General features: G+C 49.9%; 29 protein-coding genes. All 29 read left to right on the top strand.

The genetic code is table 11. From position 1 onward, the window contains the following. Positions 1 to 107 precede the first annotated feature (107 nt). The 29 genes from AC0Z7K_RS05605 (at position 108) to AC0Z7K_RS05465 (ending at position 25,945) form a co-directional block, all read left to right on the top strand. Positions 108 to 398 carry a DUF1364 domain-containing protein gene (locus AC0Z7K_RS05605; RefSeq protein WP_485613255.1) on the top strand — a complete coding sequence of 97 codons (291 nt, stop codon included), beginning with the start codon at positions 108 to 110 and terminating at the stop codon, positions 396 to 398. Further along, positions 395 to 760 (top strand): RusA family crossover junction endodeoxyribonuclease, encoded by a 366-nt coding sequence (locus AC0Z7K_RS05600; RefSeq protein WP_159282187.1) that lies wholly within the window; start codon positions 395 to 397, stop codon positions 758 to 760. The genes AC0Z7K_RS05605 and AC0Z7K_RS05600 overlap by 4 nt, the downstream gene beginning before the upstream one ends. 369 nt (positions 761 to 1,129) lie before the next feature. Continuing rightward, positions 1,130 to 1,732 (top strand): hypothetical protein, encoded by a 603-nt coding sequence (locus tag AC0Z7K_RS05595; RefSeq protein WP_485613252.1) that lies wholly within the window; start codon positions 1,130 to 1,132, stop codon positions 1,730 to 1,732. 460 nt (positions 1,733 to 2,192) lie between these two features. Then, positions 2,193 to 2,462 carry a phage holin gene (locus tag AC0Z7K_RS05590; RefSeq protein ID WP_485613251.1) on the top strand — a complete coding sequence of 90 codons (270 nt, stop codon included), beginning with the start codon at positions 2,193 to 2,195 and terminating at the stop codon, positions 2,460 to 2,462. A 2-nt stretch (positions 2,463 to 2,464) separates the two neighbouring features. Next, positions 2,465 to 2,980 (top strand): lysozyme, encoded by a 516-nt coding sequence (locus AC0Z7K_RS05585; protein WP_485613249.1) that lies wholly within the window; start codon positions 2,465 to 2,467, stop codon positions 2,978 to 2,980. A gap of 3 nt (positions 2,981 to 2,983) precedes the next feature. Beyond that, on the top strand, positions 2,984 to 3,517 hold the full coding sequence (locus AC0Z7K_RS05580; protein ID WP_485613248.1) for a hypothetical protein: 534 nt from the start codon (positions 2,984 to 2,986) through the stop codon (positions 3,515 to 3,517). Between the two features lie 155 nt (positions 3,518 to 3,672). Next, positions 3,673 to 4,362 carry a Rha family transcriptional regulator gene (locus AC0Z7K_RS05575; protein WP_485613246.1) on the top strand — a complete coding sequence of 230 codons (690 nt, stop codon included), beginning with the start codon at positions 3,673 to 3,675 and terminating at the stop codon, positions 4,360 to 4,362. Positions 4,363 to 4,682: 320 nt separating this feature from the next. Next, positions 4,683 to 4,892 carry a hypothetical protein gene (locus AC0Z7K_RS05570; protein ID WP_485613244.1) on the top strand — a complete coding sequence of 70 codons (210 nt, stop codon included), beginning with the start codon at positions 4,683 to 4,685 and terminating at the stop codon, positions 4,890 to 4,892. Positions 4,893 to 4,895: 3 nt separating this feature from the next. Next, complete coding sequence (locus AC0Z7K_RS05565) at positions 4,896 to 5,498, top strand: hypothetical protein (RefSeq protein ID WP_485613242.1); 603 nt, start codon at positions 4,896 to 4,898, stop codon at positions 5,496 to 5,498. Next, positions 5,498 to 6,970, top strand: a complete 1,473-nt coding sequence (locus AC0Z7K_RS05560; RefSeq protein WP_485613241.1) for a terminase — start codon at positions 5,498 to 5,500, stop codon at positions 6,968 to 6,970. Before AC0Z7K_RS05565 ends, AC0Z7K_RS05560 begins: the two co-directional genes overlap by 1 nt. Before the next feature lie 10 nt (positions 6,971 to 6,980). Further along, the gene (locus tag AC0Z7K_RS05555) at positions 6,981 to 8,441 is read left to right on the top strand and encodes an anti-CBASS protein Acb1 family protein (protein WP_485613239.1); all 1,461 of its coding nucleotides are present in this window, start codon (positions 6,981 to 6,983) and stop codon (positions 8,439 to 8,441) included. After that, positions 8,386 to 9,360, top strand: a complete 975-nt coding sequence (locus AC0Z7K_RS05550; protein ID WP_485613237.1) for a phage minor head protein — start codon at positions 8,386 to 8,388, stop codon at positions 9,358 to 9,360. Before AC0Z7K_RS05555 ends, AC0Z7K_RS05550 begins: the two co-directional genes overlap by 56 nt. A 59-nt stretch (positions 9,361 to 9,419) precedes the next feature. Beyond that, on the top strand, positions 9,420 to 10,838 hold the full coding sequence (locus AC0Z7K_RS05545) for a DUF2213 domain-containing protein (protein WP_485613235.1): 1,419 nt from the start codon (positions 9,420 to 9,422) through the stop codon (positions 10,836 to 10,838). 3 nt (positions 10,839 to 10,841) lie between these two features. After that, a complete protein-coding gene (locus AC0Z7K_RS05540; RefSeq protein ID WP_414062794.1) occupies positions 10,842 to 11,273 on the top strand; it encodes a hypothetical protein in 432 nt (143 codons plus the stop codon). An 11-nt stretch (positions 11,274 to 11,284) separates the two neighbouring features. Continuing rightward, a complete protein-coding gene (locus AC0Z7K_RS05535; protein WP_414062795.1) occupies positions 11,285 to 12,352 on the top strand; it encodes a major capsid protein in 1,068 nt (355 codons plus the stop codon). Between the two features lie 9 nt (positions 12,353 to 12,361). Next, the gene (locus AC0Z7K_RS05530) at positions 12,362 to 12,709 is read left to right on the top strand and encodes a hypothetical protein (RefSeq protein ID WP_485613232.1); all 348 of its coding nucleotides are present in this window, start codon (positions 12,362 to 12,364) and stop codon (positions 12,707 to 12,709) included. A 2-nt stretch (positions 12,710 to 12,711) separates the two neighbouring features. Next, positions 12,712 to 13,086, top strand: coding sequence for a DUF7370 family protein (locus tag AC0Z7K_RS05525; protein ID WP_485613230.1), 375 nt, complete (start codon positions 12,712 to 12,714; stop codon positions 13,084 to 13,086). A 111-nt stretch (positions 13,087 to 13,197) separates the two neighbouring features. Next, a complete protein-coding gene (locus AC0Z7K_RS05520; protein WP_485613228.1) occupies positions 13,198 to 13,545 on the top strand; it encodes a hypothetical protein in 348 nt (115 codons plus the stop codon). A 1-nt stretch (position 13,546) separates the two neighbouring features. Next, positions 13,547 to 13,915, top strand: coding sequence for an HK97 gp10 family phage protein (locus AC0Z7K_RS05515; RefSeq protein ID WP_485613227.1), 369 nt, complete (start codon positions 13,547 to 13,549; stop codon positions 13,913 to 13,915). Then, entirely contained in the window at positions 13,912 to 14,295 is a 384-nt protein-coding gene (locus AC0Z7K_RS05510) for a phage tail termination protein (protein WP_485613225.1), read from the top strand. The genes AC0Z7K_RS05515 and AC0Z7K_RS05510 overlap by 4 nt, the downstream gene beginning before the upstream one ends. 66 nt (positions 14,296 to 14,361) lie before the next feature. Further along, the gene (locus AC0Z7K_RS05505; RefSeq protein ID WP_485613223.1) at positions 14,362 to 15,117 is read left to right on the top strand and encodes an Ig-like domain-containing protein; all 756 of its coding nucleotides are present in this window, start codon (positions 14,362 to 14,364) and stop codon (positions 15,115 to 15,117) included. Between the two features lie 52 nt (positions 15,118 to 15,169). Next, positions 15,170 to 15,844, top strand: coding sequence for a DUF6246 family protein (locus tag AC0Z7K_RS05500; protein WP_485613222.1), 675 nt, complete (start codon positions 15,170 to 15,172; stop codon positions 15,842 to 15,844). 56 nt (positions 15,845 to 15,900) lie between these two features. Beyond that, positions 15,901 to 19,371: a tape measure protein gene (locus AC0Z7K_RS05495; RefSeq protein WP_485613221.1), complete on the top strand. Its 3,471-nt coding sequence runs from the start codon at positions 15,901 to 15,903 to the stop codon at positions 19,369 to 19,371. A gap of 80 nt (positions 19,372 to 19,451) precedes the next feature. Next, the gene (locus tag AC0Z7K_RS05490; protein ID WP_485613220.1) at positions 19,452 to 19,970 is read left to right on the top strand and encodes a hypothetical protein; all 519 of its coding nucleotides are present in this window, start codon (positions 19,452 to 19,454) and stop codon (positions 19,968 to 19,970) included. A gap of 65 nt (positions 19,971 to 20,035) precedes the next feature. Beyond that, a complete protein-coding gene (locus tag AC0Z7K_RS05485) occupies positions 20,036 to 20,512 on the top strand; it encodes a hypothetical protein (protein WP_414062809.1) in 477 nt (158 codons plus the stop codon). Further along, positions 20,512 to 20,982 (top strand): DUF1833 family protein, encoded by a 471-nt coding sequence (locus AC0Z7K_RS05480; RefSeq protein ID WP_414058813.1) that lies wholly within the window; start codon positions 20,512 to 20,514, stop codon positions 20,980 to 20,982. Before AC0Z7K_RS05485 ends, AC0Z7K_RS05480 begins: the two co-directional genes overlap by 1 nt. After that, positions 20,975 to 21,406 (top strand): NlpC/P60 family protein, encoded by a 432-nt coding sequence (locus AC0Z7K_RS05475; RefSeq protein WP_414058814.1) that lies wholly within the window; start codon positions 20,975 to 20,977, stop codon positions 21,404 to 21,406. Before AC0Z7K_RS05480 ends, AC0Z7K_RS05475 begins: the two co-directional genes overlap by 8 nt. Continuing rightward, positions 21,354 to 23,846, top strand: coding sequence for a host specificity factor TipJ family phage tail protein (locus AC0Z7K_RS05470; RefSeq protein ID WP_485613218.1), 2,493 nt, complete (start codon positions 21,354 to 21,356; stop codon positions 23,844 to 23,846). The genes AC0Z7K_RS05475 and AC0Z7K_RS05470 overlap by 53 nt, the downstream gene beginning before the upstream one ends. A gap of 62 nt (positions 23,847 to 23,908) precedes the next feature. After that, positions 23,909 to 25,945 carry an SGNH/GDSL hydrolase family protein gene (locus AC0Z7K_RS05465; protein ID WP_485613216.1) on the top strand — a complete coding sequence of 679 codons (2,037 nt, stop codon included), beginning with the start codon at positions 23,909 to 23,911 and terminating at the stop codon, positions 25,943 to 25,945. Positions 25,946 to 25,952: the final 7 nt, after the last annotated feature.

Here is a 25,952-nt window from a genome sequence, read left to right as displayed (position 1 = left end):
GGTATGTAAGCTATCCCTGCACCCATTTGAAACGTACGTTTGCGAAAACTGCGCCGTGGAGCTGCTTAACGGGGTCGAGGTTTCTGAACATCTGAGGAGTGAGAGTGATGGCGAATCTGCGTAAAGAAGCTCGCGGTCGTGAGTGTCAGGTCAGGCTGCCGGGCATCTGTAATGGCAACAGCGAAACAGTAGTGCTGGCTCATTACCGAATGGCCGGGATATGCGGCACGGGAATGAAACCTGCCGACCTATTCGGCGCGTGGTGTTGTTCAAGCTGTCACGATGAGATAGACAGGCGGACACGACTGACGGATGCCGGTGATGCGCATATGGCTCATCTGGAGGGTGTGATCCGAACACAGGCCGTGTTGCTATCAGAAGGAAAGCTAAAAGCATGAGTGAATATAGAATCGACCTACCTTGGCCGCCCGGAAATAACCACCTCTTCTCAGTGTTCCGAGGGCGAAAGATAAAAAGCAAGAAAGGCAGGGAATACACCGCAGCAGTAATCAAACAAATCACCGAAGCAAATCAGCAGTACAACCTCACCGGCAAGCTCAAAGTAAAAATCTCAGCATATCCACCAACACGCGCCCGGCGTGACCTCGACAACCTATTCAAAGCCCCCCTCGACTCTCTCACTCAGGCCTGCGTAATCGCAGATGACAGCCTGATTGATGACGTGCGCATGGTTCGCTGCGAAGTGGTGAAGGGTGGGCGTCTGGAAATACTGATTACTGAACTCGGAGAAGCAGCATGATCACCTTAGAAGACGTTCTCCATGGCTGCTATCAACATTTAGCTCGCGAGATGTTCGATTCCCAAAAGTGTCCAGTCTGTCACGGCATTGGTTCAGTCGCTTTCTATCCGATGTACAGCAGCTCATCCCACACATCTGTTGCCGAGCGCAGGCAATGCACTGACTGCTTCGGAACAGGTCGGAGGCAATCATCATGAGTATTCAAAACACCATTGCTCTACTCGAATGGTATCGACCGCGAAACGTAGCCGCAGTACGCACACCTTCAGGCATCGTCTTCATGGGTGCTCGCAATCTCAAGCCATCCGAGAAGAAAACCCTACTGGCAATTCCTCAGAGTGAGTTGGATGCAGCTATCAGGTGGCAGAAATGACAACACAGGCATATCAGTTTATTGCAAAAGCACCTCGCAAATCATGGCTAGGCAAAGAGAAGAAGCTCACCCCTATGCAAGCTCGATGGGTGAGGGCAATTCTTTGCGTGTGGGCGGAAGAATACGGCGGAGATGGTTACGAAGGGGGTAGTGGCTGTGGTATCTGGAAGTTCGTATCCGGATGGAGCCTGGAGGAAACAGACCGGTTCCTGAAGGTGATAGAAGACCTGCGGAAACTCGGGTACACGGGAGAGGAGTTACTGGTAAAAGCGAAAGTGATTTTATGGCCTAAACGAAGCATCAGCGACATGATCCAGCGCGCCAACGATGAGGATGAAGCTGATTTCGTCGAGAAGGCCATTTTGAAAGCTTACAGTATTAACAATCCTATCTACGTGATTGCTCATAAGTACTATGTTGGCAGGAACACAGTGCAAGAGCTCGCAAATTATCTCGAAGGCAACATAGCGCCGTGGCTTACCAATAAACAATGCGCCGACCGCGTTAGATGGTGCATTAGTTTATTTGATGCGAAGGTGTATGCAGTTCTTCAAGAAGATTTGAAGCAAGAGGCTGAAGTCATTAAGGCTGCCGCGTAAAAATATTTTCGATTTCACTTGAAAATAAGTAATGAAGGTGTATATTTCATGTAGGCTCGGGAGCTAAAAGCGAAAGAGCAGCAGTACACGAGAAGAAAGCCCCGTTCGTCATTGGCCGGGGCTTTTTTGCATCTGCACATCAGGTAAGAGTGTTGTCGTGTCCAGTTAGACGCTGGCAATCAATAACGGTGGTGCCGCCGGGCAATTCTCTTTCCGATGTGGTGAGTATCAATAGATTGTATGTGAAGAGGTGCCACCGTAAAGCTGGTGGGAATTTCGAACCGAGCTTCACGTTATGCCAGCCGCCACACCTTCTAATTCAAGCCTCGCACATTGCGGGGCTTTCTGTTTTAGAGCCCGGCCAATCAGTCACCTCACCCTCATGAAACCATGCGGTCGCGGCTCTATTCCCTATGACTACAGAAAACACAGCCCATGAAATTAATGGGAGGTAGGAAGTATGAAAATGATTCCAGAAAAAATGGCTTCAGCGGCGTCCTACTGTGTGTCTACTGGACTGATCTGTGCAGGCAGCTTTAGTGACTGGCTGAAGCACTTGGACTGGAACCAGATAGCCATCGTGGGAGGCTTTTTGATTGGTATAGCAACATACATAACCAACACATATTTCGAATGGCGCAGAACACGTGCATACGAAAGAGGTGTTTCGGCTGGCATTATCAATCAACCGCCTGAAAAGCGCGGCCTGTTCAAAAAGACCGAGGAATAGCTATGGCCTCAGTATCACGCAAGGGTGTCATCGGTGCTGCATGTGGCGTGATGAGTATCATCGCTATTCTCGTATCAAACGGTGTAGTCAGGACTAGTGAGCCCGGACTCGAACTTATAGGTGACGCAGAGAGCTGTCAGCGTGACCCATACGTTTGCCCTGCAGGCGTTCTTACGGATGGCATCGGAAATACTCACGGCGTTAAACCCGGAGTAAGAAAGTCCGATGCGCAGATCGCCGCAGACTGGCAGAGAAACATCCTCCAGGCTGAATCCTGCGTGAATAAATACGCAAACGGCAAGAAGATGAATCAGGGGCAGTTTGATGCCACCACCTCGATCACCTTCAACGCCGGTTGTAGCCAGATGCAGAAGTCCACCATGTTCCGCATGTTTCGAGATGGCAAATACACCGAAGCGTGCAATCAGTTCCCGCGCTGGGTATACGGTGGAGGCAAGAAATTGCCCGGCTTAGTTATCCGACGTGAAAAAGAAAAGGCTATGTGCCTGAAGGGGTGAGAGATGGTTAACAAGATTGCCGTTGCTCTCACCGCCATCATTCTGGCAATCATAGCCATCCTGTTGTGGGCAGCATTCCACTTCTACGGAACGTCAGTTAAGGCAGATGGAAAGGTAACGCAACTGCAAAGCGACAATGACCTGCAAACGCTCACCATCGCTACACAGTCTCTCAACTTCCAGCGTTCAAACCAGATAGCGACCACAGCAGATCAATACGCAGTGAAAATCACCGGTGACAGTCAGGAGCGTGAAATTGAATATCGAACGATTCTCAAGACTGAGTCGACCTGTGCTCTGCCTATCCCTGCTGATATTGCTAACGGCCTGTACGACTACGCGAACCGTTTACGTGCCAGCGCAATGTACGCCGATTCCAGCCAGCCTGTTAAAGCCGCTGTTAGTGCCACTACCTACCAGCGAATAACTTACTGTCAGGCAGTGTTGTGGATTGACCCGCTGCTCACTCTGATAGACCAAGGCAACAACCAGTTGGCAGCCATCAAAAAGATAGAAGAAACCAGAGCCTCGCACTAGCGGGGCTTTTTATTATCCGCAGTAAATCACCGCGCATCGCAGCGCATATCACTCAGAACCTTTCAGGATGACCCTTGAGGAACCGGCTGGCTGTCGGAGCCTTCTGAGGGCCGTTTTCCTGTGCGAACAAGGTTCATCACTAAAAGGCAAATCCGATGAAACACCTGATTAAGATCATTAAAGGGACTCCTGTTGTTAATACCGATGTGGTTGCTGCTGAATTCGGCAGAGACCACTTTCGCGTGATGAATAGCATTGAATCACTGGCTGCATCCGGGCATTTAGGAGCCTCCGATTTCAGAGCCTCCTCATACACCAGCAAACAGAACAAAGAAATCCCATGCTACCAACTGACCGAGCGAGGATTCTTAATCGCAATGCCATTCATCGGTGGCGAAAAAGCTAAAGACGGGCAAGTCCGCCTGGTTGACAGTTTTATCGAATATCGTGAAAGGGCAAAGCAAGAATCACTCGTACAGGCAGAGCGTGATTTAGCGCGAGTCGAATACCGTCCAATGACGAACGCGATAAAAAGCAGCAAGGAATCAGAAGGCAAAGAGGCAGAGCATTATCACTTCAGCAATGAAGCCAACATGATTAACCGAATAGTGCTTGGCACTACCTCTGCAAAGTTCAGGAAGGAAAACGACATCGGCAAAACAGAAGCAATTCGTGACTACCTGACTGCGGAACAAATACGGGCGATCACTGAATTACAGCGAGCCGATACCGTGTTTATCAATATGGGGTGGGATTACGACAAGCGAAAGCTTGAATTGACTGTCATGTTTGAGCGCAACCACCGCCTGCCATTGATTGAAGAGCAGCACAGATTGGCGGCCTAAGCCCGAAATGTGGCTAGAGCGATGCAACAAAAAGTGCACCACCCTTCATTCCATAGCCCATTTAGGAGTGGGCTAGATAATGCCAAGAGAGTGAAGCGTTCTTACAAGGCTATCAACAGCAGTTATCAGCAGCGTTAAATCATTCATAAAGCAAATTACAATTTTCAAAATCGACATGGTTGTACTCCTCAGTAGGTTGTTTATCTATCTGTGAGGGTTAATCAGAAGACCACCCCATAAGAGCGAATTTGCTCTTCTATACTCGGTGGTTATTCGGAGGGGCAGGTCTAACGCGTTAGACATAGAGGCGAGAACACCCAATGACTCACAAGTGGACTATCACAGTAACAACAGAGTCAGGCGAAACCTTCACCGGCGCTATGACAAGACAGCAGCCAGAACTGGTTAATGGATTCGTTGCCGTAGCCACGGAAGACGGCGAGTGGATATTCCTGAAGCCCGACACGGTAACAAAGATGCACTTCACACCGGTTGCTGAAGAGGCGACTGAGGAAACAGAAAAGGAATAACGAATGACCAAACCAGATTGGGAGGCCATCGAATCGGCGTACCGAGCTGGCTTGATGTCCATCCGAGAAATAGCCTCACACCATGGCATTACTCACGGCGCTATAAACAAGCGAGCAAAGCGTGATGGATGGGAGCGAGACCTCAAGGCAAAGATAAAAGCAAAGGCCGATGCGCTGGTATCCAAACGTGAGGTATCCAGCAAGGTATCCACTGAAGCGGCTACCAACGAACGGATACTGATTGAGGCGAGTGCTGAGGTTATTGCAAACGTCAGAATGGCGCATCGAGGTGATATAGGCAAAGCGCGAAGGCTTGCCAATACACTGCTTGCTGAGCTTGAGGCGGAATGCACAGATGTGGCAGCCCTAGAAGATTTGGGGGAATTGCTGCGTCGTGAAGATGATAAAGGAATGGATAAGCTGAATGACCTTTATCATAAAATCATAAGCCTGCCGGGCAGGGTTAAGTCGATGAAGGATTTGTCCGACACGCTGAAGAACCTCATTGGACTTGAGCGTCAGGCATACGATATCGGCGGACCAGAAGCTGACAATGTGGTTGGTAAACTTTCAGACCTGATGGATTCATTGTCTCAGGGGGCGTAATGAAACCTGAGCATCTCAAGTTGCTGGCTGACAAAGACTGGCGACTGAATAATCTCTATTGGATCACCGACAAAGAAGGCAAGCCAGTACGCTTCAGGATGACACCTGAGCAGCGCGAGTACTTCGAAGGTATCCACACACGCAATATCATCCTTAAAGCTCGCCAACTCGGCTTTACGACTGAGGTTTGTATCATTCAGTTGGATGCAGCGCTGTTCGAGTCTGCCAAATGTGCCCTGATCGCCCACACGTTGAACGACGCTAAACGCTTGTTCCGTGAAAAGGTGAAGTACGCCTACGATAACCTCCCCGAAGAGATTAAAGCCGCAAACCCGGCCAGCAATGACTCTGCCGGGGAGCTGGTATTCAAGAAGGGCGGTTCACTCTACGTCAGCACCTCATTTCGTGGCGGTACGCTGCGTTACCTGCACGTTTCGGAATTCGGCAAGATATGCGCTAAGTATCCAGACAAAGCCCGTGAGATTGTCACAGGCGCGTTTGAGGCCGTATCTATCGGATGCTTTGCCACTATCGAGAGCACTGCTGAAGGTCGCGCCGGTTACTTCTTCGATTACTGCCAGACAGCAGAGAAAGCCCAGTTGCAGGGTAAGAGGTTATCCGCGCTCGACTGGAAGTTCTTTTTCTTCTCCTGGTGGAAGAATCCACTTTATGCAATCGACCCGGTAGAGGCCATACCGCAACGGCTGGTTGATTACTTCGACGAGATGCAAGCCAAGCAAGGCGTTCATCTTAACGAACGTCAGAAAGCTTGGTACTACGCCAAAGAGAAGACTCTCGGCGATGACATGAAGCGGGAATATCCAACTATCCCGTCTGAGGCATTCCAGCAATCAGTGGAAGGCGCGTATTACGCCAAACAGTTCCGCTGGCTCTACACCAACAAACGTATCGGCTCAATTCCTGATAACTCACACCTACCGGTTCACACGTTCTGGGATATCGGCGTGGGTGACTCTACGGCCATCTGGTTCGTGCGTGAGGTTGGTGAAGAGTTTCACGTCATCGACTACTACGAAAACTCCGGCGAAGGGCTGAGGCATTACATGAAAGTGCTGAAAGACCGCGGCTATGAGTATGGCGACCACTGGGGACCACACGACATTGAGAACCGTGAATTCGGCTCTGATGCCAAGTCCCGTAAAGAGCTGGCTCGCGAGGGCTACGAAATCGACGGTCAGGTCTACTCCATGACATTCAAAGTGGTGCCGAAAACGGGAGTCGATACCGGCATTGAGTCCGTGCGTGAAATCCTCCCGAAATGTGTCTTTGATGATGAGAAGTGCGCAGAAGGCATCACTCATCTGGAAGGGTACAGGAAGGAATGGGATGACAAGCGCGGCTGCTGGAAAGACAAACCATTACATGACCACACATCTCACGGCTCTGATGCGTTCCGCTACTTTGCCGTAGCCAAGAACAACCACAAACAAGTCGGCGCTGTATTCTTCTAAGGAGCAATCAGTGAGTGATACCAATAACGAGGTTCAGTTCCTCGTGAATGCCCTCGCTGACCAAGTCGCGGTGGGTCGCCAGCGAGCTTTATACGCCGGTCAGTTTAACGGCAACACCAAGCGCACCACCTTATGGGAAGAGTTTGGGTACCCGGACACCGTAAGTTTCGCAACGTTCTATCGGACGTACCGCAGGAACTCAGCTGCATATGCCGGTGTGCATGTAACGCTGGATTCCTGCTGGGTTGATAAGCCAATTATCATTGATGGTCCTCTTGCTGATAAGAAGAAGAAAGAAACGCCTTGGGAAAAGACGGTAACCAAGCTTCTTAAAAAGTATTGGGAAAAAATCAAGGATGCAGACCGCCGCAACATGGTCGGGCATTACTCGGCGATCATTCTGCAAATAAAAGACAATCGTGACTGGTCAGATCCTGTAGATAAGGCGCTGGTTGCAAGGCTAGGTGAGGCCGCTTTAGTTAAGTTGATCCCAGCATGGGAATCACAGATTAAGCCTGGCAGTTATGACATAGACACGCGGTCAGATACTTACAGTCAGCCAGTCAACTACACGTTCAATGAGCAGCCGGTCGGTGATGACGGAACATACGGCAATGTAAGAAGCATCATGGTGCATCCAGACCGGGTGATAATTCTCGCCGAGGGCTCTGAAGACGACAACATGCTTTCCGGTGAACCTCTCAATGAGGCTGGATTTAATGATCTGCTTGATATTGAGAAGACCAAAGGCGGCAGCGCAGAAGGGTTCCTGAAGAACGCCAGTCGCCAACTTGGGATAGAGTTCACCAAAGATACTGACATGGAAACCCTTAAAAAGGCGGCGGTGGCAGCAGGCTATAAAGATTTAGGTGATGCTCTAAATGACAAAATAACTCGCCTCAATCGTGGTTCAGATTCTTCTCTGGTTATGCAGGCAGGGCAGGCTTCAGTTCTATCAGTGGCCGCTGCTGACCCAACTCCATCATGGACTGTGTCAGCCAACAGCTACGCTGCAACTATCCGCTGCCCATTCAACATTCTATTCGGCAAGCAAACGGGCAACCTTGCTTCAACAGAAGACAAGAAAGCTTGGGCGGCGCGATGCAACTCCCGAAGAAGCAGTTGGCTCTCTTACATCATAACTACTGTCGTTCAGAGATGGAGCGATCTGGGGGTAATTCCTCAGCCAAAAACGGGAGAAGTCACCGTCGATTGGTCGGATTTACTCGCTCCGGGCGACAGTGAGAAGCTCGACAACATGGGCAAGTTGGCCGATATCGCCTACAAAACTCAGCAGGCATACGGAACACCCGCGGTTGAAGTTAACGAAATTCGCGCCGCCGGCGAGCTTGAACCCATCAAGGATCCGGCAGAGCCAAACCCTAACGCAAAACTAACCGGTAAGGATCCGCTGAATGGAGATGACGACAACAGCGACCCGAATCGGGACACCAATCGTACCGCGCAATAAAGCCGACCCTACTCAGTCATACCGAGCGGTAAACAAGATGTACCGGGATATCGAAGAAAGGTATCTCGGCATCAAGACTGACCTGAAGCAACTGCTTGATGCCAGGCTAACCGGCAGAGAGAGGGAGGGTAACGCCCAGGCATCATTCGCAGTGCATGGCGATGTCATCTATCAGGTGAACGCTGCAACTTATATCTACGACATGACGGCGCAGCAACTTGCCGACCTGTTAGAGCGAGTACAGGTGATTCTGGATGACTACCTGCTCGAAGGTGGCTCTCAAAACCTGTGGGCGTTTGCATACGTCTCTGACGAGTACCAACGCGGGACCCTGAACGCATTCACTAATCTCTCTGTGCAATCGCCAGTGTACGCATCACAGACCACGTTAAGCGCATTGCTTTCATCGCCGGCATATCAGAACCAGATAGCAGCAGCCTACGTGAGCACTTACAGCGATTGGGTAGGCATAAGCGACAAGACTCGCGCCGACCTCGCAAACGTGATTTCTGATGCTATTGGGCGCGGTGTTAATCCCAAAGAAACAGCCAGACTCATCAGCAAAAGGCTCGATGTATCGATGTCAGATGCGAAGAACATCGCTCAGACTGAACAGGTAGGTGCACTGCGCAAAGCTCAATGGTTGGAAACGGACTGGGCGAAAGAGCGATTAGGCCTAAATACTGCAATTCTGTGGCTATCAGCACTAAAACCAACAACTCGATCATGGCACGCATCGAGACATGGCAGGACGTACACGACCGAAGAGGTTGAGGCGTTCTATGCAGAGAATGGCAATAAATATCACTGTTATTGCGGGAATGTGCCCTGCCTGCTGGATGATAAGGGAAAAATAGTCAACCAAGGCTTGTCAGAACGGTTGGAGGAGGAGCGCAAAGACTGGCAGAAAGCAGAATAACCACGAGGTCGCTTGGTCGGCCTTTTTTATTGCCTGAAATCCACCAAAGAGGATACAGCGTGAAGCTATCCAGCATCCACGTTAAGTCCCTCGCCATCAATTCCGCCAACATCTCAACTGAAACCATCGACGGTGACGAGCATATCGTCATCCGCGGCGTCGTGCCTGTCGTTGATGACGTGGTTATGAACGGCGGCTTGTATCCGGCTGAGGAAATTAACAAGAGCTTTAAAACGCTCGAAGGCAATCAGATGCCTCTCGGGCATCCGAAGATCGGCGGCGATTACGTCAGCGCTAACAACCCGCGAGCAGTGAATCAGTTTCACGTAGGCGCATGGGCAGAGAATGTGCGGAAAGATGGTGATCGTGTCGTGATGGACATGAAAATCAACAAGCGATTCGCCTCTGCTACTGAAGGCGGTAAGCGGGTTCTTGAGCGCATTGAAGGATTGTCTACCAACACCAGCGCCGAGCCCATCCATGTATCAACAGGCCTCCTGCTGAAGCGCGAACAAAACAGCGGTAAGTCTAAGGGTAAGTCTCATACGTGGGTAGCTCGCAACATGCAGTTCGACCACGTTGCCATCCTGCTGGACGAACCCGGCGCGGCAACTCCTGATGATGGTGTGGGCATCTTCGTAAATGCTGACAACACCACTCAGGAAGTGGAAGTCGAGAATGTGGATTTAACCTCGGCCTCGAACTGCACTCAGCAAGGCCTGCTGAACAAAACCAAATTCTTCTTCACCAACGCCTCCAACTACTCCTTTGACGATATCAGCCGCGCTATTGGCGACAAGCTTCGCGAAGGCCGGAGTGATGACGATTGGGTATGGCCTGACACCATCTGGCCTGACTCATTCATCTACCGAAATGACACCAAGTATTTCAAACAGAAGTACCTCATCGATGACGACGGCAAGGCCGTTTTCGTCGGCGAACCTCAAGAAGTCGTGCGCAAACCTACTGAGTACGAAATTAAAACCAACGGAGCTGAAAACCCGATGAAAGACATGATCGTTAACGCACTGAAAGCGAAAGGTAAGCCGACTGAAGGCAAGACCGACGCAGAGCTTTTCGATGCATTCAATCAAATGAATGCAGAGGAAGCAGCAACCAAGACCGAAACCCCTGAGCAAAAGGCTGCCCGTCTGAAAAAAGAAAAAGACGACAAAGAGGCTGCTGACCTTGCTGCTAAAGACAAAGCGAATAACAGCGAACAGGCTCCGGCTTGGTTCGCGCCTTTCGCTGAAAAGCTGAACAGCATCGAAACCGGCCTTACAGCCAACTCTGACAAAGAGAAAGGCGAGAAGCGTGCAGCAGTCAAAGCCAAGTTCGGCATGACTGATATTGCGGTCAATGCTCTGGACGGCGAACCACTGAATGAGCTGTTTGCTCAATGCTCCACATCCACCGGCCTGAATGGTTTATTCCGTCAAGCCAACTCATCTCAATCAGTCAGCGAAATGCCGGAGTAAATAATGGCTAAAGATGGAAAGCACGTAATTCACGCGGGCGGTGTATTCCCAAACCCACTGCTAAATCGTGAAGGCGGCGCAGCAGCGTCAACAATGCCTGGCACTATCGGCACATTCGTTGCTGCCAAGTTCACCGCATCGGCTGCAGGTGCTGAAGCAAGCATTCTCTACGTGGCAAATATGGATTATCTGCGCTGCTTAGGTGTCGATGACGCCATTGCCGTGAATGAATTGGTCGTAGGCATCCAGCCATTGCCAGGTATGTTCCTGAACGTTCGTGCAGCAGCAGGCACCTACGTTAAAGGCCAGCCAGTTGCAGTGGCAGCTGGTCGCATTACTGCCGTTGTGGCTGATGCCGCTGTATTCGCTTATATCGAAGAAGATAAGTCCGTCACTGCGGTGGCTGGTGATCTGATTCGCGTCGTGTTCAAGTAAGGAGCGGCTAAATGTTCGTATTCTCAAAAAAGCTGGGCGAATCGTCCGGCAATCTCGAAGTAAACCAGTCTCAGTTCGCTGAATTGCAGACTGCTCGCCAAGAAGGCGCTCAAGCTGCTGCTGACTTCATTGGTCGCGTCCGTGGCATTCGTGAGGATGGTGGTCGCCTCGATGCAGTAAACGCAGTAGACGATATTCGTCGCCTATATCGCGCATTTGATACAACTGTGCTGGCTCAATTCGAACCGACTACGCAGTTCACGCTACTGAATGACCTGATGCCTCTTTCTCGCTCAGTGCGCATTGAGCAGTCTCGTTACGATTATGCCCGAACTGGTGGTCGCGGCTGGGCGCACACATCAATGTCAGGCCAGATTGGTGCGGCGCTGGACGCCAAGTCCTACACCTTCGATGGCACCATGGTTCCTGTTCATGACTCTGGTTTTAAGTTCAACTGGCGTGACCCAATTTTCAACAGCCCTTCAGCATTACAGTCTCAGGCTGATTCTCAGCGTGGCTCGGTTGAGGATGTTCAGCGCAAGTACGTTGACTACATGTTCAACGGCTTCCGCGATTCTGCTGGCGGCTTTGTAGTGTTCGACGGGCTAACATGGAAAGGCCTGAAGGCTGATGAGCGAGTTGCGCAGGTAACATTGACCTTCAACTTCGCAACTAGCACCGATCCGATTGCGCTGCGCACTAACGCCATCGCGTTGCGTGACACCATGCGCATTGCCAACAACCAATACGCGCCGCAGACGTGGTATGTGTCAGCTGAAATCATGTCGAACCTTGAGCGTTACTTTGACGTTAACGCAACCCGCACCGTGCTCGAAGAGATCATGAAGCTGTCCGGTATCGCCGCCATCAAAGAAGATGCGCAGTTGTCCGGTAACGAAATCCTGATCGTTCCACTGACTGCTGGCGTTATTGCTCCAATCGTAGGCCAGGCAATCGGCACCGTCGCAGACCCGCGTCCGTTCTACAACAGCGACTACATTTGGCGCACCTGGGGTGCAATGGGCCTTATGGTGAAGCAGGACATCAACAGCAAATTCTCCGTAATTCACGCCTCTTAAGGAGCAATCATGGCACTTGTAAAAATTCTGGTTAAGAACCTGTTTGCCGGTGCCAGCTTCCAGATGTTGGAGGCTGGTCAGGTCTATGACGTTGATGATGCTGTAGCCGAGAAGTGGATCGCCAGCGGCAAAGCTGAGAAGTCCACCGAGAAGAAAGGCGAGAAGCTGGTGTTTGAGGTGGCAACACCTTCTGCTCCTCTCTCATCTAATGCCAAGGCTTTGCAGGATCAGATTGATGCCCTGACCAAAGCGGCAGAAGAAGCAGAAGCGGCACATGCCGAAGCGATCGCTGAGGTAACCAAGCGAGCAGAAGAAGCAGAAGCGGCGCTGGCGGCAGCAACCAAAAAGGATAAGTAATCATGGCGCAGATAACAGCCGCGCAGGTTAAACAGCAGTTGTCTGCGCTTGGTTACACCATTCCGGATTTCATGATTGACGCTTACCTTTGCAAATTGGAAAGCATAAGTCTGTGCCTGGAGGCGGCTGGCTATGATGAATGCGACATGATGCTGATTCAGATGTACGCCGTCACTCTCATGGCGATCACTGCATACAGCCAACGCATTAAGTCACAGTCAGCGCCTTCAGGGGCGTCGCGGTCATTCGATTACACGGGCGATGTGAAAACAATGCGAGACACGTTGGCGGCACTCGATATCGCAGGTTGTACCGGATCGCTGCCGATTGATGTCGGCTCGTCGGTTGGCTTTTTTGACGTTGTTGGGGGCTGCTAATGTCTGAACCGAAAGAAGAAGACAAAGAAGAGCAGCCGGATTGTGAGAAGTGTCCAGACTGTCCGGGATGCCCTGACCAGTATGAAGACTACTTATCCTGAGAGGTGATCAATGTCAGCAGCCGCAAGTTGGAGTTATACCGCTACCGCGACGCTCTGGAAGAATCTCGGAATCAGTGATGGTGGTGACTCGCTCGGCTTTGCTGCGCCGGTGGCAATTCTTTGCGATTACGAAGGTGGCCTGAGTAAGCGTCTAGCAAGCTTGGGCGCTGAAATCGTGGTGAAGAATACCATATGGACGGAGTATTCCAGCGCTGCTTCTGGTGACTACATCCTTATTGGTGCATCTACCGAGGCTGACCCGCTTGCAGCCAATGCTGATGAGGTCAGGCAGGTCACTCGCTACGCCGACACCTTCGACCGCGTGGCAGATGATTTTGCGATAATTACCGGAGTCTGATATGGGCGTGAAAGTTAAAGGCGTTAAGCAGGCTCAGCGAAACATGGATGCCATCCTGAATAACATTCAGGGCAAGAAAATAGTCAGAGCACTGCAAAGCGCAATGATTATCGGATCATCACAATCCGCTCTGTATACCCCCATTGATACCTCTTACCTGCTCAACAGCCAGTTCCGCGAAATCGTTGTAAACGGCACCCGCTTCACTGGCCGCGTCGGTTATACGGCAAATTACGCTGCTTACGTTCACGACCCGGCTAACGTGCAGAACTTCAGGCGCCCTACAGCTGAGAAAGAGTTCCTCACCAAAGGCTTTGAGGACACCCAAAGCCTTATCGATAAAACAGTAGCTCAGGAGATGTCGTTATGACGCCTTCAATGGCTGACAGGGTGCGTGATTACTTCGTGGATGCTGGCCTGACGACGGGCTTCAAGGTTCAGAAGTTTGTCTGGAACGACACTGGAAATCTCAACGATAAGTTCATGGTTTTCAGGTCAAATGGCGGTTCGAATATCAGTAAATATTTAAGTGCCGAGTATCTTATTCTTGTCGATGTGATTGGTGCCAAGAACGGTAATCAGGCCGCTGACGATGCTGTGCAGGAGATCATCTCTAAGGTGCAATCAGACCCAACGCCTAATGGTTGTATAGGTCAAATTGAAAACTTTGGCGGCATTCCACCCCCTGTTTTAACTACTGAGGGTAGGCTTGTCTACCGCTTGCAGTTTGCTTGCCTTTTTGGTGGGTGATAGGAATTAAATCAAACAAGGTCGCCATGTGCGGCCTTTTTATTATCAGAAAAGAGGTAAGAAACTATGCAAGGCTGCGCCACACAAAATGGTCAGTTGATTGGCCGCGCCAAGACGTTGGAATTGGCTTACGGATGTCCTGACCAAGTACCCGCAGAGGGTGACTGGAAACTCGTAGGGCTTCCGACTTCGGCATCTTGGGATTTGAGTCCGGAGTCATTGACATCAGACGCTGATGATGGCGGGTTTACATCTAATCTGATTTCCAACCTTGACCCAACCTACTCTATCGAGGGAGAGGTGCGTATTAACGACCGCAGCGACGAATTCGGCATTCAGCAAGCCGTTAAATACGTTGTTGATGAAGTCCGTGCGCGCCGACAGCCTACGGTCTGGATGCGATTCCACTGGGGCGATTATTACCATATCGGTTACATGGTTATTTCTGGCCTGAGCGATGGCGGTGGCGTTAAAGAAATCGTGACCTACAGCATGGAGCTGAAGATTAACGCTGGTAGCACCTTCCAGATCATCGAAGCTGATGGCGAAATCCCTGTGACGAGCGTTACGGTATTACCAACCACCAGCAGCATTGCTCCCGGTGCCAGCACTACGTTTGCAGTAACCATTAACCCGGCTGATGCGGACAATAAGTTGTTCACAGTCACGTCTTCCGTTCCTGCTCGTGCCACGGCTGCCTTTGCTGGCAATACCGTGACCGTGTCTGCGCCGTCTGGTGCCACGGCGGGTACAGCAGTAATTACGGTGAAATCTATCGACGGTAACTTTACCGCGACACACACCGTCACAGTGACCGTGTAATCAAACCAAAGGGCAGCGAGTCTGCCCTTGCTTTTGCTTATAGGGAGTCGAAATGACACCAGTAAAAGAGATTGGCGAGTGCCTTATTACTTTGGGAGATGAAGATTATTTTCTCCGTCCTTCATTCTCAGCAATGATCGGTATCGGGAGCCCGGAGGAAATAGTTCGCGCCTTCTATGATTTGCATAATGATGAAGTGACACCACTCTACCAGCGCGCCATGGAGGCGTATGGATCCATACCTGCTTGGCTGTATCGGTACGCCAATAGCCACCAATTATCCAAACCAGCAATCATGGCTGCCATCGCGGTTATCACTGCTTGCTGCGATAAGGATGCAGCGCCGCTGGTTGGCGAGATTATTCCTGGCAAGTCAGGGAAGTGGGCATTCGTCTATCGCAAAGGCCTGATGAATCCAATCGACATGATACTGATCGCTCAGTCGCTGATTACACACGGCGTCATAGGAAAGGCCAAGATTAGGCAACTTCAAAAGAACGAAACCAATCAGGCAACCACAGCATTCAATGCTTTCGAGTACATAAGCGCTGCGCGAATTCACTTCAATATGCCGCGTGAAGAAGCAGAATCCCTCACGATGACGGAATTCACTCTTATGCTGGCCGCTAAATACCCAGACCAGAAGGGCTATACCCGGCAGGAGTATGATTCTGAGTCAGATGCATTCTTCGCCAGAAGAGCTCGCAGGCTAGCGAAAGCCGCCTAAAGAAAACGATTTCAAACCAACCCGCTCCGGCGGGTTTTTTATTGACCGGAGAAACTATGGCAGGCTCAGTTAACGCAGGTAGCATCGTATATGAAGTTGATTTGGACACTGCGCGACTGCTGGCTGGCCGCAGGGAGGTAGATGCAGCCCTTAATGGCATGAGTGGTAGCTTAGGCAGGGTAGAGGCTAGTGTTAATCGCACTGAGCGATCACTTGCCACTGTCGGGCGAACAATGTCCAGCCTGACCAATGTCGCGAAGGGTTTAGCCGCCGCGCTCTCTGTTCAGCAGGTAACCGAATATGCGAATGCATGGGTAACTGTCAGCAACAAACTCGTCAACTCAGTAAGAGCCAATGAGGACTTAGCAACCGTCACTCAGCGTGTTTTCGATGTTTCCCAAGACACCCGTTCAAGCCTTGAAGCCACTGCAACGCTTTATGGCCGATTAGAGAGAGCAACAAGAAGCGCAGGAACCTCTACCGCAGATTTGGTAAAGCTGACCGAGACCATAAACAAAGGTCTTGCTGTATCAGGTGCGACTGCTGAAGAAGCTAGCTCCACGATGACTCAGCTTTCTCAGGCATTAGCATCAGGCGTACTGCGTGGCGAAGAGTTCAACTCAATCTCTGAAAACGGCAGTCGATTGGCTGTAGCTCTGGCTGACTCGTTGGGTGTAACAATCGGTCAGCTCAGAGGCATGGCGGCGCAGGGCAAGCTAACCACTGACGTAGTGGTGAACGGGCTTCTGAAGCAGGGCGATGCAATAGCGAAAGAGTTTTCTAACACCACGTTGACAATGGGGCAGTCATTCACTGTTGCCACTAACAACATCACAAAATTTGTGGGTGAGGCTTCTAGCGTTAACACCACGCTTAACGTATTTAACCGGGGTGTCATCACTCTCAGTGAGAACTTGAGCACGGTAGCGAACGTAATCGGGGCATTTGCCGTGATAATGGGCGGCAGGTTTGTTGGTGCATTAGTGGCTGCAACTAGTGCGCGAGTCAGTGATGCACTGGCGGCCAGAGCACAGGCGGCTGCCACGTCACAAGCCGCTGCTGCTGCTCAGGTAGCTGCAACAGTAACCGCCCGTAAAGCAATGTTAGACAAAGAGGCTGCGCTGTCCTCCCTGGCACTTGCTCAGGCTGAATACAACGTCGCTAAAGGTTCAGCGGCTGAGGCATTCGCGTTAGAAAATCTTAATGCTGTTAAGTCGATCGCCATTCAGCGCTCAGCGGCATTTACAGAAGCTCAAATTGCACAGGCAGCAGCCACCAGAACTGCATCGGCAGCCGCTGCAGCAGCAACAACAACCGTTGGCGGTCTGGCTAGAGGTGCTTTGGCGTTAATTGGTGGTCCGGCAGGTGCGGCGGTTATTGCGGGCGCGGCCATCTTCTACTTCTTCCAAAAAGCTCAGCAAGCCAAGCAGGAAAGCATCGACTTTGCCGACAAGCTTGATGGTCTGATAGGCAAAATGAAGGAAATGAGCCAGATTCAACTGGCGGCAGAAATCGATAAGGCCAATAAATCCATTGCTGTACAGAATGGAGATCTCAGCAATAACGAGGCTACGCTTGCTGGGCTAAATGCTCGGCTCGATGAGGCCAAGAAAGCCGTTGCTGGAATGAGTCAGGGCGATCTGCTCTATGCTTCCGCAGTCGACAATCTCAACACGCTTCAAAGCGAACAGATTCAGCTTACTGCTCAGGTGGAAAGAGAACGCAACAAGCTCAGCCAGACTATCAGTAAAACCGGCATCCTGCAGGCACAGGCCAATGGTACGTTCGCTCAGGGCATTGACCTTCTCAAGCGAGATGGTCATGAGGCGGGTGTAGCAGCCAGCCTGATTGGTCAACTTGGCGATGCCTTGAATCTCGCTGCAAAAGCTAAAGATAAATTTAATGCTAAATCTCTGATTCTTCCTGGTAACGCAAAAGTACAAGAGTATGTTGATGGCCTGAATGAAGAAGCTGATTTGCTGGCAATTACAGATAAGAGATTGCGAGCTGTTACCGAGGCAAGAAATAAAGCCTCAAAGGCTGGTGGGAATATAAATCAGGTCAATGCTGCCGGGGATGCGGCGGGTGTTATATATGACCGCCAAAAAGCAGAGCAAGCCGCAACCAAGGCCACAAAAGAATCTAACGCTGAGGGAAAGAGGGCGGAAAATCAGGCTGAAAGCGTCGCTCAGAAACTTGCTAACCTGAAACAGCAGTCAGAAATGGCCGCTGGCTCTACGCAGGAGCTATCACGGACGCAGGCCATGCTCAGAGCTGAGCAATCCCTAGGAAAGGGCGCAACTCAGGCACAGATAGACCTAGCTCGGAAATACGCTGCTGCTGCTTGGGATGTCGGGGCAGCCTTAAAAGCTCAGTCATTGATACCTGAGATACAGGAAAACAAGACATACTCAGACAAAAAAAGTCAGCTCGAGGCTCTCAAAACAGCCAAGGACGCACAAGGCAACCTGCTGATAAGTCAGCAGCAATACAATCATCAGTCAGCACAGCTGGAACAGGAACACGCAACCCAATTAGCGCAAATCCGGGCTAATCAGGTTGTAACGCCTCAGCAAGAGGCCGCTGGCACTGTCGACCCCGTTCAGCAATTGGCAAATGAAAACGCCAAGAAATTAGCGCTCATTCAGCAGTTTGAAGCAAACAAAACCATCACTGAGCAGCAGGGTATCGCCCTACGCAATGCCGCTAACATTCAATATGAGCAACAGCGCATTGCCGCTCAGTGGCAGATGTTCGCCGCTCAAAGCCAAACCAATCAGTTAATAGCCGACACTGTTGACGCACTTGGCGGTTCTGTGACGAGTTCAATTACCGGCCTAATATCTGGCACAACTGACCTGCAAAGTGCTATCAGCTCTATCAGCAACACCATCCTAAACGAGTTGGTAGGAAGCTTCGTGAAGATGGGCGTCGAATGGGTCAAGTCTGCCATCATGGGACAGACAGCTCAGGTAGCAGCGACAGCAGCCACAACATCGGCGGCGGTTGCTGGTACAGCGACAACGACAGCAGCCAGTGTGTCAGCAGCTACGGCAACGACAGTAGCATGGACTCCAGCAGCCATCGTGGCTTCTATCGGTTCATTCGGCGGTGCGGCGGCTATCGGTATCGGTGCTGTAATCGCGGCCATGGCATTGAGTTCAAGCATTGCCGGGAAGCGTAAGAATGGCGGTCCGGTTTCTGCTGGCTCGATGTATCAGGTGGGAGAGGGCGGTATGCCTGAAATCTACCAGTCTTCATCAGGCCGCCAGTACATGATCCCCGGCGACAACGGCAGCGTCATCAGCAACAAAGACATGCAGTCAGGTAGCGGTGTAAGCGGTTCAGGAATCAACGTGAATGTGAACATCACTAACACCAACGGTTCTTACATAGACCAGCAGGTGACCAGTGATGGAGCAGGCGGCGTGACCGTCGATGTCATTGTTGCTGACTTGGATAATGGCGGACCAATATCGAACGCATTAACGCGAAATACCTCAGCTACACGTAGAGCTAATGCCTAACCCTCTCCGGAGGGTTTTGCGTTGCCTTGCACTGTCCCTCTGCTAACATGAAACTAACTGTTACTTGTGGGGCTATGGATATGAAGAAGAAAGGGATAGTTATAGGGGCTGGTGCAATAATCGTCGTGTTGTTGGCTTCAGTGCTATTGGTTTCTTCTGATGATGCTAATAGGGCTGCAATGGTCAGTCTTTGCAGTGATATCACTAAAGATAATATGAAGTCTCCAAGCACTTACAAAATGACTTCTGCAATTGCTAATCTAAAGATATTAACAAGCGGAGAAGTAGAAGAAAAGGTAAGGAGTATGCATTCTGATGCCATGAGCAATGCGGTTTCAAAAGGATTGCTGACAATCAGGAATGGCGAAATATTTGTTGATTTTGAAGCCAGTAATCCCATGGGCGTATCACTAAAAGGTTTATCGAAATGTGAGTTCGATAACTTCAGTGATTCATGGAGCTCTCTGGAGGCTGTTAGTATTGATGGTAATCAGATTTCAAGCTCTGAAGTCATCATTGCTTCAGCAGGAAAGAAGATCGAATCTGGCTTTATTTCCAAAGCACAGTTTCTAATTTATAAAGTCACCGGGAAGATTTAATAACCCCACGAAACCTTACCTTTCCCATTAACCTCGCTCCGGCGGGGTTTTTTTATGGAGCAAAAATGGCAATACCATACCCAGACTGGCTCCCTCTCGCTCAGAAAGCCAATAAGAACAGAAGTAGTGACGTTGGTTTCCGTACTGACCAGCCTGCAGTGGGCGCTCCGATTTACCAGAAGCTTACCGATGACCTCAAGACCACGTGGACGCTAACTTGGCTATTTCAGCGCGGTGAAGACAGAGCGTTTGAGCAGTGGTTGCGAAGTCCTAAGTATCTCGATAACGGCAATCAGTGGTTCTCTATGCCGATTAACTTGGGCGGGTCAGGCGTTCAGGTTCAGGAGCTTCACTTCACTGCAGACGGTTATCCGAAACAGACGAGCGATAACAACGGCGTAATCACCTGGAGTGCGACAGTAATCACTCGGGGTGTCATCAACTCAGACGACGACTACAGCGACATAATCGTTGAATTACCGCCGGTATGGTGGTCATGGCTCGATGAGGTGGTGAGTCGAGATTTGCCGGAGTCGCCATAATGCCAACATTTAGAGATTACAAAAGTCAGCGGCCAAACCGGATTCTTTACGAGACGATCACCTTTTATCACTCGACATTTGGGTATGTGCGGCTAGTAAACATGCAGGTTTACCCGAAGACTTTCGCAGGTCAGGTTTACACACCTTGCCGCATGGAGATTTCGGAAAGCCAGCAGAGTAGTACGCCGGTGATCAACTCCACCATCAAGTTCTCAAGGCTTGCTCAGGACTTTAAGAAGCAACTGAAGTTATGGAGGTCGTATTCACGCGTAACGCCAATCTCAGCAACGTACCAGCGCTTTGATGCAGCTGATATGAATACACCACTGAAGCCTTGGACGCTCTACGTGAAGGACGTGTCTATGGATGCTAACGACGTGACTTGCACTCTGACCTTGCAGAACCCAATCAATAACAACATCGCCTTCCTATACAACACCACTGAATTCCCCGGACTGAAAAATGCTTAAACAAGAATTCATTGACCGGATGGATGGCAAGCCTTGGAAGAACCGCGGCTGCACCTTTGACGCGGCGGACTGCTGGGGTCTCATTGCGCTTTATTACCGGCACGTTCTTGGCGTGAATATTCACCACACGGATGACTACGAATCAGACCGCGAATTCCTGACGTGTTACCACGGCGAGATTGTGTTCTGGCGGCAGGCCACAACGCCTTCAGACGGATGCATGTTCGTCGCATATGAAGACCAGCACCCGAAGCACGTGGGGCTTGTTCTTGACGGTCAGGCGTTCCACAGCCGCGGTGAAAACGGTCATGTTCGGCTGGACAAGCTGCGTACCCTTCAAAAAGTTTACTCAAAAGTGGAATTCTATATATATGCCTCTTATCGAGATTCAGCGCGTTCCGGGGATGCCAAAAGAGCGGCATGAGCTGACTGCCGGGCAGATGTTTTATCCGTGGTTGAAAGAGGCAGGCTTACACGCAGAGTTAGAGATTTTCCGCAATGGCGTGAAAGTGCAAGATGATGATGACATTAACTTCCCACTGAACGATGGGGATGTGATCCGAATCTTCGACCAACCTAAAGGTGGTGGTCTGGCTGGCACCCTGCTGAACCCGTTAGAGCACTTCAATCCGATCAAGTTTACCCAGAAGATTCTGTCCTCATTGATGCCACAGCCAAACGCAGGCGCTGCGAGCGGGAACTCCAAAACGTCACCGAATAACAGCCTCAAGGGGCAGACGAATATTGCCAGGAATGGCGAGGCGAGGCCTGACACTTACGGCACCGTGCGCTCATTCCCAGACCTGATTCAGGAATCGCTTTTTGAGTACACGAACAACTTGAAGTATGTAACGGAGATGATGAATTTCGGGCTCGGTAAATATGATTACTCGTCTATCCGTTATTCAGAATCTAACCTCGGGTCAATGGCAGGGGCGAGTTACACGATTTATCAACCGGGAGAAGTCATTCCGACTGTAAATGAAGGCTATGAGTTCGATGATGTTGACGGGCAGGAAGTGCCTGGCGCGAACGAATCCAGCGACTTCCCATCTGAGACAGCTACCGCGACAACTGTGGTAAGCGGGACTTACTCAGGCGGTCAGATTGCTATGAAGATAGTGAAGCAGTCGTCATTCGATTACTTCATGGGCTTAACACTTCCGCATGCGGTCACCTTCACCATAAATATCACTTACCCGACAGCAAGTGGCAACAAGACAGAAGACATCACGCTGTCCGCAAATCTCATCGCGGTCTCGGAGACGAACAACGGCGCGACAGTCAGCCCGATTTATTACTACAACTTCATATTTAACAACCTCAACGGTTCCAATGCTGCTGTTATAACTACGGCCACAATCAACACCACGAAGTTCATTCTTAATGACAATGAAGCGCTGGTTGTCGGTCCGTTCTTCTCGCCTGTTGATTCATCTCAGTTGTGGGTTCATACCCAGTCAGCACTGGGCGGGAATAGCGAAACAAACTGGAAGATGACGCTGTGGAAAGTGGATGAGAATAACGTGCAGATCCCTGGCACGACGCAGGTATTCACATACAGGCAGACCACGCCACATGACTCATCGAGCGAAACCTTTTACCGGACAGACAAAATAATGCCGACTGGTGGATCAGGCCGCTATGCCATCAGTTTTCAGCGTACTGACAACAGCAGCGACGCAAGCACGTTGAAGGTTGAAGAGATTCACGCGGTAAACGTCAGGAGTAATGTTGTTCACCCAACTGACAGCATTGTACGCATTACCGTGCGGGCTACCGAGAACGCCACCGGTAGCAGGGAGCGCAAATACAACGCTCTCATAACTCGCCATACCATCAGCTACAACATGTCAACGCAAAGTGTGGATTATACGTTAAGGCCTTCACGCTCATTCGCAGACGCTGTAATTCACACCTGGCTGGTTATGGGTAAGCAGCCAGAGTCCAGCATAGACATCTATGAGCTGTATTCAATCGCTGCATCACTGACTGATGTTAGGTTGGGCTATTTCGATTACACCTTTGATGATGAGGACATTTCGTTAGGTTCCCGCGTACAGACCATTTGTGATGCTGCGACGGTCACGGCGTTCTGGGATGACGGCGTTCTGTCGTTTAGTCGAGATGAGAAGAAATCTAACCCGGTCACAGTATTCAATCGGGCAAACATGACGACTGAGGGTTACTCACTCAGCTATGACATGACGCTGCCCGGCGGCTTCGATGGTGTTGAGGTTGAATACAGAAATCCAACGACAAACAAGCAGGACTATATTCGCTACAAAATCTCAGGCTCATCCATCTCAGAAGGCGAAGCAGTGAAGTCGAAGAAATTCGAAATGCTTTATGTCAGGGATGCGTATCAGGCTCGTGACAGGGCGATAAAAGAGGTGAGGCGCTTACTCTATTCTCGCATCACAGCAGCCATTACAGCCATGGCTGACGGTGAATGGATAAACGTCGGGCAAATGATTCAGATCGCTGACATCTACGATGATAACCAGCAGGACGGTTACATAACGGGAAGAGTGGGCAATACGTTCGACACAAGCGAACGAATTAACTTTTCAGGAGATATGTATGTCGTTGTGACCGATAGTCAGGGGAATGTGACTTCCCGCGTTCTTGCCTCAGCCCGTGCTGATACCAATTTCGGCTTCATTGCTGCCGTTCCGAATATAGCTCTCAACATCTGGAACGGTGTGAATGTTCAGTCCCCCTCACGTTACATCATTGCAACACAGATCGAGCAGGATGCGACGAAATGGACGGTGACAGAGAAGAAGCCAAATTCGAGCGGCACAACCTCGATCACCGCAGTTGAGTACAGTGATGAAATGTTCAATTACGTAATCGCCTAATAAGCAAAAATTAATTCAACTACCAAGTCCAGCATCGAGCTGGTTTTTTTAATGGAAAAAATATGGCTACTACACCAACGAGCAATCCAATTCCTTCAGAAGCACTGCAAGACCTTAAATTTAACGCCGGTAAAATTGATGAGTTCGCTACATCTCAGGGATGGACATACACTGACAGATTTGGTGTAAAACGTTACACGATAGAAGGTATGAATCATCTTTCTCAATTAGCTATAAGTGCATATGGATATATAACACTCGACTCATTTCAAGCCGGTGCGAGTATTACTTTACCTAATCAAGCATTGCGAGATACTTCAACCGGTGAGTACTACCGCTGGGATGGGGCTTTGCCGAAAACTGTCGCATCAGGCTCTACGCCAATCAGCGCCGGAGGCATCGGATCGGGAAAATGGTTAAGTGTCGGAGACGCTGTTTTGAGGTCTGACGTTAATAATTTGTCTTACCAGTCAAATCTGAGAATGATTGAAGTTGCCTATAATCTCCCATCTAACTCATTATCACCGTGGCTTGCAGGATCAGCATCCAATGCAGGTAATTTTTGGTTATATGAGAATGATGTATATATGGGTGTTGGTACTTTACCTGCTGCACCTGCTGCACCTTTTTATCTAGTGGGGGCAACAAAACAATCTTTATCCGGGGAAGGTCATCAGACTTCGCCGATTAATAATTCTTCATTAGCGGTAGCAATGCAGCAACAAAGAACGCCAAGGTTTTTGAAAAAACTTTCTGCTTATGGCTATGGTGTTGATGGGCAACAATCTTCATTTACAATTGTAGGAATGGGGAGCTCTGTAGGGAATGGTGCTACTCTACCATCGCCCTCAACTCAAGCGCCGGTGATGAAGTTTGGGGAATACTTTAAAAAATACTTTGACCCAGCAGGTTCATATCCTATAAGCGTAGTAAATAGATCAGTAGATGGCTCCGTAATAACTGCAGGGTGTGATACACACTGGCCAGCGTTAATTGCTGATGGCGTAAAACCTGATGCGGTTTTGCTATGCTACGGAATGAATGATTTTTTCACGGCTTCTTTTAATGCCGGTCAAACCGTTACATATTTCAAGTGGAAGATGAAACAACTTATTCAGAAAATTCAGGACTATGGTGCGGATGCTATTTTAGTTACGTCACCTCATCCACATTCGGTTCGCTCGGACTGGAATATGCCGTCAGGAATTGCTCAGTCATGGCCAGTTGCCGCTGCTGCTCCGGTGAACCCTGAGACCCAGTTAAAACCGCCGGTCAGCCAATCCATTGTTAGCGCAGACTATTTGCATAATGGAGTTAACAACCCAGCTTCTGCACGATTTTTGCGGGGAAATGATTTCATTAGACAAATTGCTGAAGAAACAGGCTCCCCGCTTATAGACTTAGAGAAATATTGGTTCGAAGCAGTACAGAAATACGGTGAAAATGCTCTTTTCGATGGAACTCAATATAATCACCCAAACCTGTTGGGGCATCAAGAGTCGTACTGGAAGGCGCTTGAGATGTTTTGCGATTCCATGAAAAAAAATACATCTTCAGTTTCAGCAAGACAAACATTTGCGCGCGTTGGTATTTCACCTGCTGACTTAAATGGTCAGACACAAGAGAATACATCATCACGCTTACAAGTGGCAGGTGACCCTGCCGATACCTTGTTAAGGTTGGTAAGAGCAAAAGACCAAAGGGAGATTTTCAAAGCGACGGCATCTGGTGTGATCTCGCAATCTTACTATCTATATGAAGATATTGGGACGAGCCCGACAAAGGCAGAAACCACAACTGTAACTGGACGATCAGTGTTGGATTTAGGTGCAACACAGACATTCGCAATACCAGCTAACTCAGTAGGGAAACTTATAGTGCGAGGGGCTAGTGGATCGGCAGCTGGTGTTGATGCCAAAGATGTTTTATTTGCCAGTACATCTACAGTGTTAAGTCAGACCACTGCTTCATCAATAAAGACAACTGATGCTGCCCTGAACGTAATTCCTATAAGCGTATCAGGCATGAATTTGGTGGTCACGTCTGGCGTGGCAAGCCTCCAAGTTTCATGGGAGCTAACAATTACCTCAATAAATTAATCATCAA

This window comes from Rahnella sp. 1L-D-7-B-C2 (assembly GCF_057290995.1).
This window is presented reverse-complemented; position numbering and strand designations above follow the sequence as displayed.